The organism is Streptomyces sp. DSM 40750 (assembly GCF_024612035.1).
Taxonomy (GTDB): Bacteria; Actinomycetota; Actinomycetes; order Streptomycetales; family Streptomycetaceae; genus Streptomyces.
Window position 1 is genome coordinate 4,195,233 of the sequence record NZ_CP102513.1, and the last position, 13,727, is coordinate 4,208,959.

Genomic DNA, 13,727 nt, shown 5'->3' on the forward strand with positions numbered 1-13,727 from the left:
ACCTCCTGCGCGTGGATGGCGATCTGTTGGCGGTCGCGGCCCAGGCCAGCCCTGCCGTACCCAAGACGTCGGCCAGGCCCACGAAGAAGGAACTCGCTCCGCTCATCGCCGCTCTGCCCCAGAAGGAGAAGGACGCTCTGCTGCTACGGCTCGCCCTCGGCCCGGAGCCCCGGTTGCGCACCGAACTCCTGCACCGCCTGCGCGGCACCACTGCCCCGGCCACCGTCACCGGGCACCGTTCCGCCGCCCAGCTCCTGGACGCCGCCCACACACGACGCGCCGGACGCCGACAGCGCGTCGAACACGAACGAGCCGCAGCCGGCGCCCAGCGCCTGACCGCCCTCGCGAGCGAGGCCGAATCCGCCTGGCAGCTGATCGAGGCGCACATCGCCACCAAGAAGACCAACGCCTGCGAACAGGCGGTCACCCTGCTCGCGGAGCTACGCGACGCGTACGCCCACACTGGACGGAGCACAGACTTCCGACAGCGCCTCATCAATCTGCGCGAGGACTACCAGCGCCGCCCCGGCCTCATCCACCGCCTTGACCGCCGCGGCCTCCGATAGGTCCCTCCCTCGCTCCCTCATTCCAGACGATCACAGCGAGTGACGTTACGCGTACCGATAGATCGCACTGTGATCCTCCAGGTCCTCCGGGGTCACGTCCCACGGCGGCATCGTCTCGTGCCGCGCGACGACCCGGCCGCGCTGAGCATCCCCCCGGCCAGGCGGCTTCGCGGGGAGATAGCGGGTGTTCCGGTGCCGCCGCTGCCAGCGGGACCACACCAGGTCGACGAAGGCGTGGTGCATCCAGAAGACGGGGTCGTTGACGGAGGCGCCGGTCACCATGTGGCCGCCGACCCACCGGTGGACCCGGTTGTGGTTGCGCCAGGACTTGACACCCTGCCCCGGCCCCCACCCCTCCAGCTTGTTGCGGAACCCTTTGGCCGATGTGGAGTTCCAGGGAGCCGTGTCATAGACCGGGTCCGCGAGTGCTCCCTCCACGTCCCTGGCCGTGGGCAGAGCGATCGGGTCCCGGGAGCGGCCCAGGTCCCGCATGAGGTACTCGACGTCGGTGATCCCCTCCGTGATGGTCCACTGGCCATGGCGGTAGGCGAAGGGGCCGCTCATGACCTGCCGGTCGGAACGCCGCCCGGTGCCCCCGAGCAGATCCTCGGTCCACGGCACCGCCGTCGAGGCGCGGTCGCGCGTCCAGTCCCAGTACGGCACGGTCACCGACTCGTCCACGCGGCGCAGCGCCCGTTCCAGGTCCAGCACGAATTTGCGGTGCCAGGGCAGGAAGGAGGGCGCCATGTGGGCCGTGCGCGGGCCGTTCTCGCCGTCGGGGAGGAAGTACTGGATGTGCATGCGGACGAACTCGTCGTACTCACCACGGCGTTTGACCTCGATCAGCGCGATGACGAACCGGCGCCGCTCGGAGGGGGTGAGCGTGCTGACGTCCTTACGCGTGTACACCATGGTGGTGATCCCCCTCGGTTCCCTGGCCGCCGTTCGGCGTACCGCTGTCGTCCATGCGGCTGCCGGTTCCGCCCGACGTGCCCAACCGCGCGGTGGGGCCGAGTTCGTCCACGGCCGCGCGCGCCGCGGCGAGTGGCGTCGGATACGACTGGTAGTGGTCGACCATGGTCATCCAGCTGCCGTCGGCGCGACGCATGAGGTGCAGCGGCCGCCCGTCGACAGTGACGTGCCACGCGCCGGAGACGTCGTCGCCCGACCGCCCGGCGTCGTCCGCGATGCCGACGACGCGCCGTCCGCGATACGTCTCGCGGAACCACGCCCCCTCCGGTCCGGTCTCCCCCGATGCCGCCAAGAACGGCGCGAGCGCCACCCCGGCCACTGACGCGAACGACCCCCGCAGCATCCGCCTCCGCCCGATGTCCGCCGATCCGGTCACGGCTTCCCCTGGACTCGACCCCGACGACCGCCGACCGGCCACCCGAGCCGGGCATACGCGCCGACATGATCACACGAGGGAGGCTCCGAAACCCTCGTCCAGAACTTCACACCCAACTCGTAAGTCAGCACAAATAATTCTCCAACATATCCATCAAGACTCACCCTTTATGAAATGAATCCGGCCGCAGAAGAAACGCCCGGCACCTCGTTCTCTCCGGCGGCAGGAAGATAATCGACATGCCGCCACCCGGCACGCCGCATGCGGGTACCGCAGTGGTACGACGATCGACGGACACTCCCGGCAACGCAGAGGCCGACACCGCACGGCGCGGAATCGGCCTCTTCGGAGCAACCACCGGGAAATGCCAGAAGCGCCGGATCAAGACGCGGCGGGCATCGCGGCCGGGGACGTTCTCACTTCTTGTGCGGCAGACCGCCCAGCAGTGTGCCGTCGCCCAGGGAGGTGGACGTGCGGTCCACCGCGCTCAGCAGCGACTCCTTCTTCTCCTTGACGTCGAGCGCGTCCGACCCCTTCAGCGGCTGCACCTGGACGGGACCCGTGTTGAGCGCCTTCGCCGCGTTGTTGAGGCTCTTGTGCACCACGTCGGTGGCGCCCTGGGCGAACGCGGGCGCGGCGGCACCGGCGATGATCAGGGACCCGGTGACGACAGCGGCGGCCTTCAGGGACTTCATGGCGTTCCTTTCTTCGGCAATGTGGGTAGCCGGGGCGAATTCTGACGTCGTGCACAACGAGCGCCGATCGGTCCGGAAACCCGTGTGCAGAAGATTGCCGAGTACTCATATGAGACCTCTGAAGGATTTGACTCCGAAAGTCGGCAGGGGCCACGAGGAAGAGCGAAAAGGAACAGCGTCGCGCCGGCGCGCGGCTCGACCAGGGCACCCTTCGACGCGTCACCGGGCCTGCCGGTCCACGGAGTCAGGTGGGCGCGCTACGCCGTGCCGGCAGACCACGCAGGACGGCCTGCCTTCAAGCCATGGGCCCGCCCTGCCAGGGGATACCGCCGGCACAGCGAGCCCAGGAAGTCCACAACTTCACCAATCCGACACACTTGTTCCGTTTGGCGGGATTATGTCCGATAGCGGCTAGGGTTTGCGCATCTCTTGACGCGTCCCTACAGCACGCACATCGCTTCTCGCTGGCCCTGACACCTCCGCCTTCCCGAAAGGGCAACGCCGGTCATGCGCAATTCCCTAGCCCTCCTGCTGCGCCGTACAACAGTGGGCGCCCTCGCCCTCGCCGGGATGTGGGCTCCCGCCGGTGCGCTGGCGGTCGCGCCTGCCGCGGCGCCACCGCAGGAGGCCGGCCGTCTCCCCTTCGCCGAGCGGTACCACGCCCTCCAGCACGGCGGGATCGTCCGCGCGGCCAACGTCTCCATCAGCTGCCGTATGCCACAGGCGAACCACGAATCCCTGCCGTCGACGGCGCGTTCCTGCCCAGCCACTCGCGAGGGCGGGACCGGGGTGAACGGCGACTTCGACATGATGTACGTCGACGTCGACACGGACCCGAACACCTACAACTCCTCCCGCGCGGAGGTCCGTCTGCCCGAGGGCTCGCGGGTCAGCCACGCACGGCTGTACTGGGGCGGCAACCTGCGCGTCGGCGAGCAGAAGCCGCCCAAGGACAACGGGCGGGTGCTGGTCGCCGAACCGGGCGGGGAGTACAAGGAGGTCCTCGCGGACACGGTCGTCGGCCATCGAGTGGCGCACGGCGCGGACGCCTTCCAGGCCTCGGCGGACGTCACCGGGCTGGTGCGGGAGAACGGGCCGGGTCTGTACACCGTGGCACAGGTCAACGTGGCGATGGGACGGTCGACGGCCGGCGCGTGGGGTGGCTGGACGCTGGTGGTGGCGTACGAGAACCCGGAGGAGCCGTTGCGGCACCTCGCCGTCTGGGACGGCTTCGACGCGCTGAAGGACGGTGCGGGGCAGGAGATCCGGCTGCGCGGAATGCGCTTCCCGGCGGGCGCGGGCGGCCGGGCGGGCCTGGTGACGTACGACGGCGACCACGGCGCGACCGGCGACACCCTCACCCTCACGACCACCCGCACCTCCTCCGCCCCGCTGTCCCAGCGCACCGAGGACACCACCCTCACCGACCCCGTCAATCCCGGCGACGACGTCCTGAACTCCACGATCAGCGAACCGGGAGCACCCGAGCCGGAGCGGGTGCCGTCGTTCGCCCGCACCCTCGGCTACGACTCCGATGTGTTCGATCTCGGAACAGGCCTGCGACGCGGCGGCGACCAACTGGCCTTCCGAGTCGCTTCCCAGCGGGACCTGATCTGGGCCGGCGTGCTCTTCGTCGCCGTCGACGCCCAGCGGTAAGGCGTCTTCCCTCCCGTCCCGAGCGTCACCGTGAGCGAGGACATCGCGCATGCACACGTCATCAACCGGCCCTCGATCGCGGGTGCTGCACCTCACCCAGCCCGTGGACGGCGGGGTCGCCCGCGTCGTGACGGACCTGGTGCGGGCGCAGCTCACAGTCGGCCTGGCCGTCACGGTGGCCTGCCCCGACGGCGCGCTCGCCACAGGGCTCCGGCGACTGGGCGCGGACGTACGGACCTGGCACGCGACGCGGTCACCGGGTCCGTCACTCGTCCGGGAGGTACGACATCTCGCACGCGTGATCGATGAAGTGCGCCCTCATCTGGTGCACGCGCACAGCGCGAAGGCCGGGCTCGCCGGGCGGCTCGCCGTCCGGGGGAGGATCCCCACCGTGTTCCAGCCGCATGCCTGGTCGTTCGAGGCCACCGACGGGGCCGCCTCGGCGCTCGCGCGGGTGTGGGAACGGTGGGGGATGCGTTGGACCTCCCAAGTGGTGTGCGTGAGCGAGGCGGAGCGCATGACCGGCGTGCACGCCGGGATCAGCGGGCAGTGGAGCGTCATCCCCAACGGCGTGGACCTGCAGCGATTCCGCCCCGCCCCCGTCGGTACCGTGCGGGCTGGGCTGAGGCCGTTGCGCGAGGTCGATCCCACCGCGCCGCTCGTCGTCTGTGTAGGGCGGCTGTGCCGGCAGAAGGGCCAGTCCGTCCTGCTGAGGGCGTGGGGCACCGTCGCCCGCAGGGTGCCCGGCGCGCGTCTCATCCTGGTCGGCGACGGGCCGGACCGTGACCGGCTTCGGGCGCGCGCGCCGAGGTCCGTGCTGTTCGCGGGCGCCGTCGCCGACGTCGTCCCCTGGTACCAGGCCGCCGATCTCGTCGTTCTGCCGTCCCGTTGGGAGGGCATGGCGCTGGCCCCGCTGGAGGCGATGGCCTGCGGCCGGCCGGTAGTGGCCACAGACGTCGACGGAGCCCGCGAGAGCCTGCCTCCCTCACTCGCTCCCCGCTGCCTGGTGCCGCCGGAGAACCCGGCGGTGCTGGCCAGGGCCGTCGCCGAACTGCTGCTCGACCCGCCGCTGCGCGCATCGCTCGGCCGCCAGGGGCTCCAGTACGTCCTGTCCTCGCACGACGTGCGGCACACCGCCGAGGCGGTTGCGGACGTCTACCGCCATCTGATCGGCGTGCGACCCGCACCCCGCGTCGCGCCCACGGAGCATAGGGAGTCCATCCACTCGTGACCGCGGATAGCACCATCTCCTCCCCTGGCACACAGCCCCGGGATCACGGATCCTCGCCCGTCTCGGTCATGCCGTCGCGCCGCACGGTCCCGAGTCCCCCGTCCCCCGCCGACAGGCGGCCCGCGCGGTCGGCCTCGCCGGTGCCCCTGCTCGTCGCGGACGGCACGGCCGCCCTGCTGGGTGCCCTGACACTGACCGGGACTCAGCTCCGCCCGCTCCCGTCGGCCTTGCTGTTGGCCGCGTCGCTGCTGCTGCGCCCGCACCACGCGCGCCCGCCGGTGCCGGGCATCCTCGATGAACTGCCCGCCGTCTGCCGCCGGACAGCGGTGGCCTGGCTGGCGCTCGCGGCGCTGGTGGCGGCGTACCGGCCGGACGACGCGCTGTCCACGCGCACCCTGTTGGTCGGCTTCGCCGTGCAGGCGGCGGCGAGCTGCGCGCTGCGCGGAACCGTGCACGCGAGGTGGCGCGCCGCGCTGCTGCGCGACCCGCGCACCGCGCTCGTCATCGGCCCGGCGGCGACCGCGCAGCGCGTGGCCGCCGCCGTGTTGCGGCACCCTCGGTGCGGGGTACGGCCGGTGGGGATCGTGGCCGAACGACAGGACGGCGCCGGGGGCCTGCCGGTTCTGACGACCGGTGAAGAGGTCGAGAGGGCGGTCGTCCAGAACAGCGTGCGGGCGGTGCTGGCCGTCCACCCCTCCGTACGGGCCCAACAGGGGCCGCTGCTGCGTGCGTTGACCGAGCGGGGTTGCGTGGTCTGGGAGCTGGACGCCGACTCTCCGTCGTACGCGACGAAGGACCGACTGGCCGGGTTCTCCTGCCGGCGTCTGGAGAGAACGACGACGCCCCGCGGCAGCGTGGGCAAACGAGCGCTCGACATCCTCGTGTCGGCGACCCTGCTGCTGCTGGTCAGCCCCCTGTTGCTGGTGTGCGCGGTGACACTGCGGATCAGCGACGGGCCGGGGGTGGTGTTCCGGCAGGAGCGCATCGGCAAGGACGGGAAGCCGTTCACGCTGCTGAAGTTCCGCACCCACCGTCCCGTGGACGAGCACGAGGCGGCGACCCGGTGGAGCGTGGCGAACGAACAGGAGATGCGACGGTTCTGCCGCATGCTGCGGCGCACCTCGCTCGATGAGCTCCTTCAGCTGTGGAACGTGCTCCGGGGCGACATGAGTCTCGTCGGACCTCGGCCCGAACGCCCCTACTTCGTCGCACAGTTCAGCGAGTCCCACCCCGGCTACGCGGCTCGCCACCGTATGCGGGCCGGCATCACCGGCCTCGCCCAGATCCACGGGCTGCGCGGCGACACATCCATCGAGGACCGCTTCCGGTTCGACAACGTCTACATCGACAACTGGTCGCTGTGGCAGGACGTGTGCATCCTGTTGCGCACCGCCGCCACGCTCATGCGTCCCACGGGGAGCTGAGCCATGAGCCTCGCACTGACGCCGCTCATGCGCCGGAGCACCGTCCTGACACCGGTCCTGCCCGTGGTGGCCGTGCTCGCCCTGCTGGCGCTGCCGCTCGACCCGAACAACGAGGGTGGCCCAGGTCCCGCCGACGCGGTGTCCGGGTTCTTGGTGCTCTTCTGCGCGATCCGGCTCGTACGGGACCGGCGGCGCCCCTTGCCGCGTACGGCCGCCGTGGTGCTGGGCCTGCCGGTCGTCGGGCTGGTCGTCGCCGCCCTGGGGGCATACTCGCCCGAGGCCGGGATCGCCGGTATGGGCCGGTATCTGCAGATCTTCGTGCTCGTCCCCGCGGCGGTCCTGCTGCTGATCCGCGGCCGGGGCGACTTCCGGCTGCTGGCCTGGTCGTTCGTGGGGCTCGCGGGCTGGCAGGGGGCCGTCGGAGTGCACCAGTACGTCACCCGGACCGGCGCCTCCTTCCAGGGCGAGCGGATCCGGGCCGTCGGCACGTTCGGGCCGCAGGACGTGATGGGGATGGCGACGGTGGTCGGCATCGGCCTCGTGTGCGCGCTCGCCCTCGCACTCGGGCGGACGTCCGTACGACAACGGGCAGTCGCCCTCGCGTGCGCGCTGGCGTTGCTGCTGCCGCTCGCGCTGTCCTTCAGCCGGGGCGCGTGGATCGCGACGGCTGTGACCTGCGCGGTGCAGCTGGCCCTGGCCGGACTGCGGCGCGCGCTCAAGGTGGCCGCGGTCGCAGCCGCAGCGAGCGTGGTCCTGGTGGGCGGTCTCGGTATCGGCACGGCGCTGCTGGAGGAGCGTATCGACAGCATCACGCAGGTCACCGACGCCCCGGACCAGTCCGTCGTCGACCGGTACGCGATGTGGGCGGCCGCGGTCGACATCTGGCGCGAACACCCGCTGACCGGCGTGGGGTTGAAGGGCTTCCCCGAGTACCGGGACGCGTACGCCTCGCCGACGCTGTCGTCGGGCAGCGACACCGAGGGCGCGGGGGTGGCGTACCGGAAGCAGCCGCTGCTGTCACCGCACAGCATGTATCTCCTGGTGCTGAGCGAACAGGGCCTGCTCGGGCTGACGGCGTTCGCCGGGAGTTGGCTGGCGCTGCTGGTGTGCGCGCTGCGGGCGACGGTGCGGGCACGCGGGTCGGGGCGGCACGGCCTCGACTGCGGGCTGGCCGCCTGCGGACTGCTGGTCTGGCAGCTCACCGACTTCCTGTACGCCGACATCGGCGGCCCCTCCACCGTGCTGACCGCCGTGTCCTTCGGGATGGTGGCGTGGTGGGCGCTGGCCGGGAACGGCAAGGCGCAGGCCGCCCCGCCGGTTCCGGCACTCGCAGACGCGCGGGAAAGCGTGGCGCGATGCCCGTGACGCCGCCGCAGACTCCGCATGCGCCCGGTTGCGGGACCGACGGGGCGACCGTGCCCGCGGCGCGGGCAGCCACGCAGGACATGGACGGCACCGGCTCCCCCGGGGCCACCGGGAAGTTCATCGCGAAGGCCACTCTGATCACGGCGTCGCTGTCGGTCGCCGGGGCGCTGCTCGGTCTGGTGCGGGATCAGGCACTGGCCCAGCTCTTCGGGGCGGGCATCGAGACGGACGCCTTTCTGGTCGCGTGGACCGTACCGGAGTTCGCCGCCACGCTGCTCATCGAGGACGGCCTGGCCATCGCGATGATCCCGGCTTTCAGCCTGGCCCTGGCCCGGCGCGCCCAGGGGGTCTCCGGCGACCCGGTTCGCTCCCTCGTCGCCGGCACCCTGCCCCGCCTGTCCCTCGGCTTCGTCGCCGTATCCGCGCTGATCATCGTGGGCGCCCCCTACCTGGTCGAGGCTCTGGCACCCGGCCTGCCCGACCCCGGCCTCGCCGCCGACTGCACCCGGCTGACGGCGACCTGTGTACTGAGCTTCGGGCTCGCCGGGTACTGCAGCGCGGCTCTGCGGGCGCACCGTCGCTTCCTGGCACCCGCGACGATCTACGTGGCCTACAACACCGGAATCATCGCCGCGATGTTCCTGCTCGGCGCGCGCTGGGGCGTGCGATCGGCGGCGGCCGGTGTGGCGGTGGGCGGCTGCCTGATGATTGCGGCCCAACTGCCTTCGCTTCTGCGTCTGTTGAGGACTCGACGCCCAGCCGCTTCCGGCAGCGGCGTCGACGTGCGCCCGATGAACCTCGCTCTGATCAGCAGCGTTCTCCTCTTCGCGATGTGCCGCCAGTCCCAGGTCCTGATCGAACGCTTCCTCGCCTCCACCCTTCCCGCCGGGGCCATCTCGCACCTCAACTACGCGCAGAAGGTGGCCCAGATCCCGATGACGCTGTCGCTGATGCTGTGCACCGTCACCTTTCCGGTGATCGCACAGGCGCTCGCCGACGGCGACACCGAACGGGCTCGCGCCCGCGTGGAGCGGGACTTGGCGCTCGCTTGCCGCCTGGTGCTCTTCGGCGCGGCCACGGTGGTCGCCTGCGCGCCGCAGATCATCGCGATCCTGTTCCAGCGGGGCGCGTTCACCGCGCAGGACACGGTGGTGACCGCGGGCGTCCTGCGTGTGTACGCCCTCGGACTGCTCGGCCAGACCCTGGTGGGGGTACTGATCCGCACGTACTTCTCGGCCGGGCGGGCCACCTGGTATCCGATCGGTGCCATGACCGCGGGTGTCGTCGCGACCACCTGGATCGGGGCGGGAACCGTGGACTCCTGGGGGGTGCTGGCGATCGCCGCCGCCAATGCCGCCGGCATCACCGTCACGGCCGCACTGCTGCTCGCCGGCCTCGCACAGCGGCCGAACGGAGGCGCCCGTCCCAAGAGCGCACGGCGAGCGGGAAAACCCCCAGGGCCGAGCTCGTTCCCCTTCTCGACCTGGACCGCGACCCGCCGTCGTCGAGCCGCGCAGCACAGCGGGCCACGCGGGGTCCCCATCCGTACCCGGCACGTGCTGTCCGACCTGGGCAGGCCGCTGCGGGCGGCGGTGGCCGCCACGGCGGCGGGGGCGTTCGCCTCAGACGCGCCGGGGTCCCCGGTGGTGGGTTTCGCGGTCGGCTGCGTGACCGTGACCGCCGTTTTCCTCCTGCTCGGACTGGCCCTGGACACCCAGGGCCGCACATCCGCGCTTCATTCCGTAGGTACCGTCACGCGGAGGCTGAGGCATGGCCGTTCCAGTTGAATCCGTCGGCACGGGCAGACGCCCCGCCACGCGCCCCCGTCCGGTCCCGTGGGTGGCGATGTACCACTCCGTGGGCGACTGCTCCGACGACCCGTACCGCATCACGGTCACCTCCGAGCGGCTGGAGCGGCAGCTGGCCTGGCTGCGCCGGCACCGGCTGCGCGGCGTGTCCCTGCGCGAACTGTTCGCCGCCCGCGCCCTGGGCAATGGGCGGCGCCTGGTCGGTCTCACCTTCGACGACGGATACGCCGACTTCCTCGCCCACGCTCTTCCGGCGCTGCACCGCTGGAACTGCGGTGCCACCCTCTTCGTCCTGCCCGCCCGGCTCGGGGGCGTCAACTCCTGGGACCCGCTCGGCCCCCGCAAGCCGCTGCTGTCCGCGGACGGCGTCCGGCGGGCGGCCGCCGCGGGCGTGGAGATCGGTTCGCACGGACTGACGCACATCGATCTCACCCGGGCCGACGACGCCACGTTGAGGGCCGAGGTCGCCGACAGCAGGGCACTGCTGTCGGAGCTGATCGGTGCTCCGGTCCACGGCTTCTGCTACCCGTACGGCACGGTGGACCGGCGCGCCGTCGCCGCCGTACGCGACGCCGGGTACACCTACGCCTGCGCCATCGACCCCGGCCCCCTGACCGGCCCGCACGCCCTCCCCCGTCTGCACATCGGCCAGAACGACACAGCCTGGCGGCTGCACCTCAAACACAAGCTGCACCGGCTGCGCCGGCGCCCCGTGGAGGGCGTGTGACATGAAAGCGCTGCACATCATCACCGGTCTCGGCGTCGGCGGCGCCGAACAACAGCTCCGACTGCTGCTGCAGCACCTCACCGTCGAGTGCGAGGTGGTGGCCCTCACCAACCCCGGTGCCGTCGCCGACGGGCTTGTTGCCGACGGTGTCCGCGTGCACCACCTCGGCATGGGCGCCAACAACGACCTGCCCGCGCTCCCCCGCCTGACCCGCCTCATCCGCACGGGGGGCTATGACCTGGTCCACACCCACCTCTATCGCGCGTGCGTCTACGGCCGGCTGGCTGCCCGACTCGCCGGCGTCAGGGCCGTGGTCGCCACCGAACATTCCCTCGGCGACTCCCAGATGGAAGGCCGGGACCTGACGGCGGGCGTCCGCGCTCTCTACCTCGCCAGCGAGCGCCTCGGCTCCGCCACGGTCGCCGTCTCCCCCGCGGTCGCCGACCGCCTCAGACGCTGGGGCGTGCCCTCCCCTCGCATCGAGGTCGTCCCCAACGGGATCGACCTGGCCCGTTTCCACTTCGACGCGTCCCTGCGCCACCACACACGCCGACGCCTCGGCCTGCCGGAGGACGCCTACGTCGTCGGCGGGATCGGCCGCCTCACCGCGAGCAAGCGCTTCGACGTCCTCATCCGGGCGATGGCCCGGCTTCCGGGCGACCACTGGCTGTTGCTGGTCGGTGGCGGCCCGGAGGAGAGCGTCCTGCGCCGTACGGCCCACGAGGCAGGCGTGGCCGACCGCGTCCTGTTCACCGGCGAGCGCCCCAACGTCCCCGACGCCTCCCCCTGTACCGATGTGCCCTCACTCACATTCGCCATGGACCTGCTCGCCTCGCCGTCCCCGGAGGAGTCCTTCGGGCTGGCGGTCGTGGAGGCCCTGGCGTCCGGCCTGCCCGTGCTCTACACATCCTGCCCGGCGATCGAGGACCTGCCTCCGCAGGCCGCCGCCGATGCCCTGCACGTACGCGGCGGCCCCGAGGCGTACGCCCGTGCCGTCGTCGCGGTGCGGGCGGCCGGCCCGCGGCCCCGTACGCCTGCGGACGCCGCGCAGCGCTACAGCATCTCCCACAGCGCTGCCCGGCTCATGGACGTGTACACGGCAGCGATGTCCAACTCATTGCCACTTTCACTCCAGGGAGCCAGTTCGTGATGACCGAAAAGCCCACTCGATTCCGCCGGAAGCCCGGCCGCTCGGCCCGCACCGGCATCCTGCGGCCCTGGTTGCTGCTTGCGACCGGCACGCTCGTCGGCGGCCTGCTCGGCGGTGCCTACGGCACGCTCAAGGCCCCCACGTACACAGCGACCAGCTATGTCGTCGCCGTACCCACCGAGAATTCCGACCCCACCTCCGCACTCGGCTTCGCACAGGCGTACGGTCGCGCCGCCACGCAGCTCGCGGTGCTCGGGGACGCGCAGTCGTCGGCGGGCGTGCCGGTGCGGACGCTGCGGCGGAACGTGCGGACCGCCACCTCGCCGGACGCACCGATGATCGCCGTCTCGGCCACCTCCACGCGCCCCGGCCTCGCCTCCGGCATGGCCAACGCGGTCACCCGCGCGCTGACCCGCCACGCGAACAAGACCAAGGACAGCACCCACGTCGAACTCGTCCAGTTCTCACCGGCGGTGCGGCCGACCGAGCCGACGTCCGCGTCACGGTTGGTGACCGGTCTGGTCGGCACGAGCGCGGGCGGCCTGCTCGGCGGCCTGGCGCTGCTCGTACGGCCGAGGCGGACGGAAAGCGACGACACCGCCCGCCCCGCCTCGGTTCCCGGCCCGGCCACCGCCGCCGACATGTCTGGACAGCTGTGACGGCGGCGTACACGACGGAACTCGTCACCGACGGGCGCACCTTCGCCGAAGTGGCCCCGGATTGGGGGCGGCTGTACGAACGGTGCGGCGCGGCGACCCCGTTCCAGAACCACGCCTGGCTGCACTCGTGGTGGCTCTCGTACGGCAGGCCCGGCCGGCTGCGGCTCGTGCTCGTGCGCGAGGGTGCCGAACTCGTGGCCGCCGCACCCCTGATGCTCCGGCGCGGCCCGGTGCCCAGACTCGTGCCGCTCGGTGGGGCGATCTCCGACTACGGGGACGTCCTCATCAACGACGAGCGGGCAGACCGGGCGGCCGCCGTGCTCGCCGAGGCACTGTCGGACGCCGCCCGCGTCGCGCTCATCGACTTCCGCGAGGTGCGGCCGGGCGGCGCGGTCGAGCACGTCTACGAGCGCTGGCGGGGGCCGCGCCGCCGGCTTCAGGACTCGCTGTGCCTGGAGCTGCCCGCCGTGTCCATGGACGAACTGGTGTCCCGGCTGGCGTCCGGCAAGGCCCAGCGCATCCGCGCCAAGCTGCGCAAGCTGAGGTCGCTCGGCGTGGAGCGGCACGTCGTACCGCCGGACCGGGTGGCCGCGTCGCTTCAGCGGCTGCTCGAACTGCACCGGCTGCAGTGGCAGGGCCGGAACGTGACCTCGGAGCACCTGCAGACACGCTTCTGCGAGCACCTGGTGCGCTCCGCGGGGCCGATGGTGCGCTCGGGCGACGCGGTGGTCACCGAGTTCCGGCTCGACGGCGACGTGGTGGCCGTGGACCTGACGCTGCTGTCGCGGCGGCTCGCGGGCGGCTACCTGTACGGCGCCCATCCACGGCTGCGGGAACGCAAGGCGGACGTGGCGGTGATACTCCTCGACGCGTGCACACAGCACACGGGTGCCGGCGGCCTCGGCACGCTGAGCCTGCTGCGCGGCGACGAGCCCTACAAACACCACTGGCGCCCCGAACCCGTCGTCAACCAGCGGCTGCTGCTGGCCCGGCGGCGCACGGCCCCGCTGATGTCGGCGGTGGTCGGCGACGTGGCCGCGCGGCGTCAGGGCAAGGAGTTGCTGCGTCGCTTCCGGGAGCGGACCGGGGGCGGCGGGA

General features: G+C 71.9%; 12 protein-coding genes and 1 pseudogene. 10 read left to right on the forward strand and 3 right to left on the reverse strand.

Features of this window, described 5'->3' with window-relative positions; translation table 11 throughout:
- Positions 1 to 11: 11 nt before the first annotated feature.
- Complete coding sequence (locus JIX55_RS18795; RefSeq protein ID WP_257564467.1) at positions 12 to 566, forward strand: hypothetical protein; 555 nt, start codon at positions 12 to 14, stop codon at positions 564 to 566.
- A 45-nt stretch (positions 567 to 611) separates the two neighbouring features.
- Here the strand turns inward: JIX55_RS18795 and JIX55_RS18800 are convergent, their stop codons facing one another.
- From JIX55_RS18800 to JIX55_RS18810, 3 genes are all read right to left on the reverse strand, one after another.
- Positions 612 to 1,478 (reverse strand): tyrosinase family protein, encoded by an 867-nt coding sequence (locus JIX55_RS18800; RefSeq protein ID WP_257564468.1) that lies wholly within the window; start codon positions 1,476 to 1,478, stop codon positions 612 to 614.
- Complete coding sequence (locus JIX55_RS18805) at positions 1,462 to 1,914, reverse strand: tyrosinase family oxidase copper chaperone (RefSeq protein WP_443046453.1); 453 nt, start codon at positions 1,912 to 1,914, stop codon at positions 1,462 to 1,464. The genes JIX55_RS18800 and JIX55_RS18805 overlap by 17 nt, the downstream gene beginning before the upstream one ends.
- 416 nt (positions 1,915 to 2,330) lie before the next feature.
- Complete coding sequence (locus tag JIX55_RS18810; RefSeq protein WP_257564469.1) at positions 2,331 to 2,609, reverse strand: hypothetical protein; 279 nt, start codon at positions 2,607 to 2,609, stop codon at positions 2,331 to 2,333.
- Between the two features lie 507 nt (positions 2,610 to 3,116).
- Here JIX55_RS18810 and JIX55_RS18815 point away from each other — a divergent pair.
- From JIX55_RS18815 to JIX55_RS18855, 9 genes and pseudogenes are all read left to right on the forward strand, one after another.
- On the forward strand, positions 3,117 to 4,265 hold the full coding sequence (locus JIX55_RS18815; protein ID WP_257564470.1) for a DUF3344 domain-containing protein: 1,149 nt from the start codon (positions 3,117 to 3,119) through the stop codon (positions 4,263 to 4,265).
- 49 nt (positions 4,266 to 4,314) lie between these two features.
- Positions 4,315 to 5,496, forward strand: a complete 1,182-nt coding sequence (locus JIX55_RS18820) for a glycosyltransferase (protein WP_257564471.1) — start codon at positions 4,315 to 4,317, stop codon at positions 5,494 to 5,496.
- Positions 5,493 to 6,920, forward strand: coding sequence for an exopolysaccharide biosynthesis polyprenyl glycosylphosphotransferase (locus tag JIX55_RS18825; protein WP_257564472.1), 1,428 nt, complete (start codon positions 5,493 to 5,495; stop codon positions 6,918 to 6,920). Before JIX55_RS18820 ends, JIX55_RS18825 begins: the two co-directional genes overlap by 4 nt.
- A gap of 3 nt (positions 6,921 to 6,923) precedes the next feature.
- Complete coding sequence (locus JIX55_RS18830) at positions 6,924 to 8,285, forward strand: O-antigen ligase family protein (RefSeq protein ID WP_257564473.1); 1,362 nt, start codon at positions 6,924 to 6,926, stop codon at positions 8,283 to 8,285.
- Positions 8,276 to 10,072, forward strand: a complete 1,797-nt coding sequence (locus JIX55_RS18835; RefSeq protein WP_257564474.1) for a lipid II flippase MurJ — start codon at positions 8,276 to 8,278, stop codon at positions 10,070 to 10,072. Before JIX55_RS18830 ends, JIX55_RS18835 begins: the two co-directional genes overlap by 10 nt.
- The gene (locus JIX55_RS18840; RefSeq protein WP_257564475.1) at positions 10,056 to 10,820 is read left to right on the forward strand and encodes a polysaccharide deacetylase family protein; all 765 of its coding nucleotides are present in this window, start codon (positions 10,056 to 10,058) and stop codon (positions 10,818 to 10,820) included. The genes JIX55_RS18835 and JIX55_RS18840 overlap by 17 nt, the downstream gene beginning before the upstream one ends.
- Before the next feature lies 1 nt (position 10,821).
- Entirely contained in the window at positions 10,822 to 11,970 is a 1,149-nt protein-coding gene (locus tag JIX55_RS18845) for a glycosyltransferase (protein WP_257564476.1), read from the forward strand.
- Entirely contained in the window at positions 11,970 to 12,629 is a 660-nt protein-coding gene (locus JIX55_RS18850; protein WP_257564477.1) for a lipopolysaccharide biosynthesis protein, read from the forward strand. Before JIX55_RS18845 ends, JIX55_RS18850 begins: the two co-directional genes overlap by 1 nt.
- Positions 12,626 to 13,723: pseudogene (locus JIX55_RS18855) on the forward strand (GNAT family N-acetyltransferase); the annotation flags it as partial. The gene JIX55_RS18850 and the pseudogene JIX55_RS18855, both read left to right, overlap by 4 nt.
- Positions 13,724 to 13,727: the final 4 nt, after the last annotated feature.

Coding starts and splice junctions, on each gene's coding strand:
- JIX55_RS18800 (WP_257564468.1), bottom strand. CDS start 1,478: ATGGTGTACACGCGTAAGGACGTCAGCACGCTCACCCCCTCCGAGCGG.
- JIX55_RS18810 (WP_257564469.1), bottom strand. CDS start 2,609: ATGAAGTCCCTGAAGGCCGCCGCTGTCGTCACCGGGTCCCTGATCATC.
- JIX55_RS18815 (WP_257564470.1), top strand. CDS start 3,117: ATGCGCAATTCCCTAGCCCTCCTGCTGCGCCGTACAACAGTGGGCGCC.
- JIX55_RS18820 (WP_257564471.1), top strand. CDS start 4,315: ATGCACACGTCATCAACCGGCCCTCGATCGCGGGTGCTGCACCTCACC.
- JIX55_RS18830 (WP_257564473.1), top strand. CDS start 6,924: ATGAGCCTCGCACTGACGCCGCTCATGCGCCGGAGCACCGTCCTGACA.
- JIX55_RS18835 (WP_257564474.1), top strand. CDS start 8,276: ATGCCCGTGACGCCGCCGCAGACTCCGCATGCGCCCGGTTGCGGGACC.
- JIX55_RS18840 (WP_257564475.1), top strand. CDS start 10,056: ATGGCCGTTCCAGTTGAATCCGTCGGCACGGGCAGACGCCCCGCCACG.
- JIX55_RS18845 (WP_257564476.1), top strand. CDS start 10,822: ATGAAAGCGCTGCACATCATCACCGGTCTCGGCGTCGGCGGCGCCGAA.
- JIX55_RS18850 (WP_257564477.1), top strand. CDS start 11,970: ATGACCGAAAAGCCCACTCGATTCCGCCGGAAGCCCGGCCGCTCGGCC.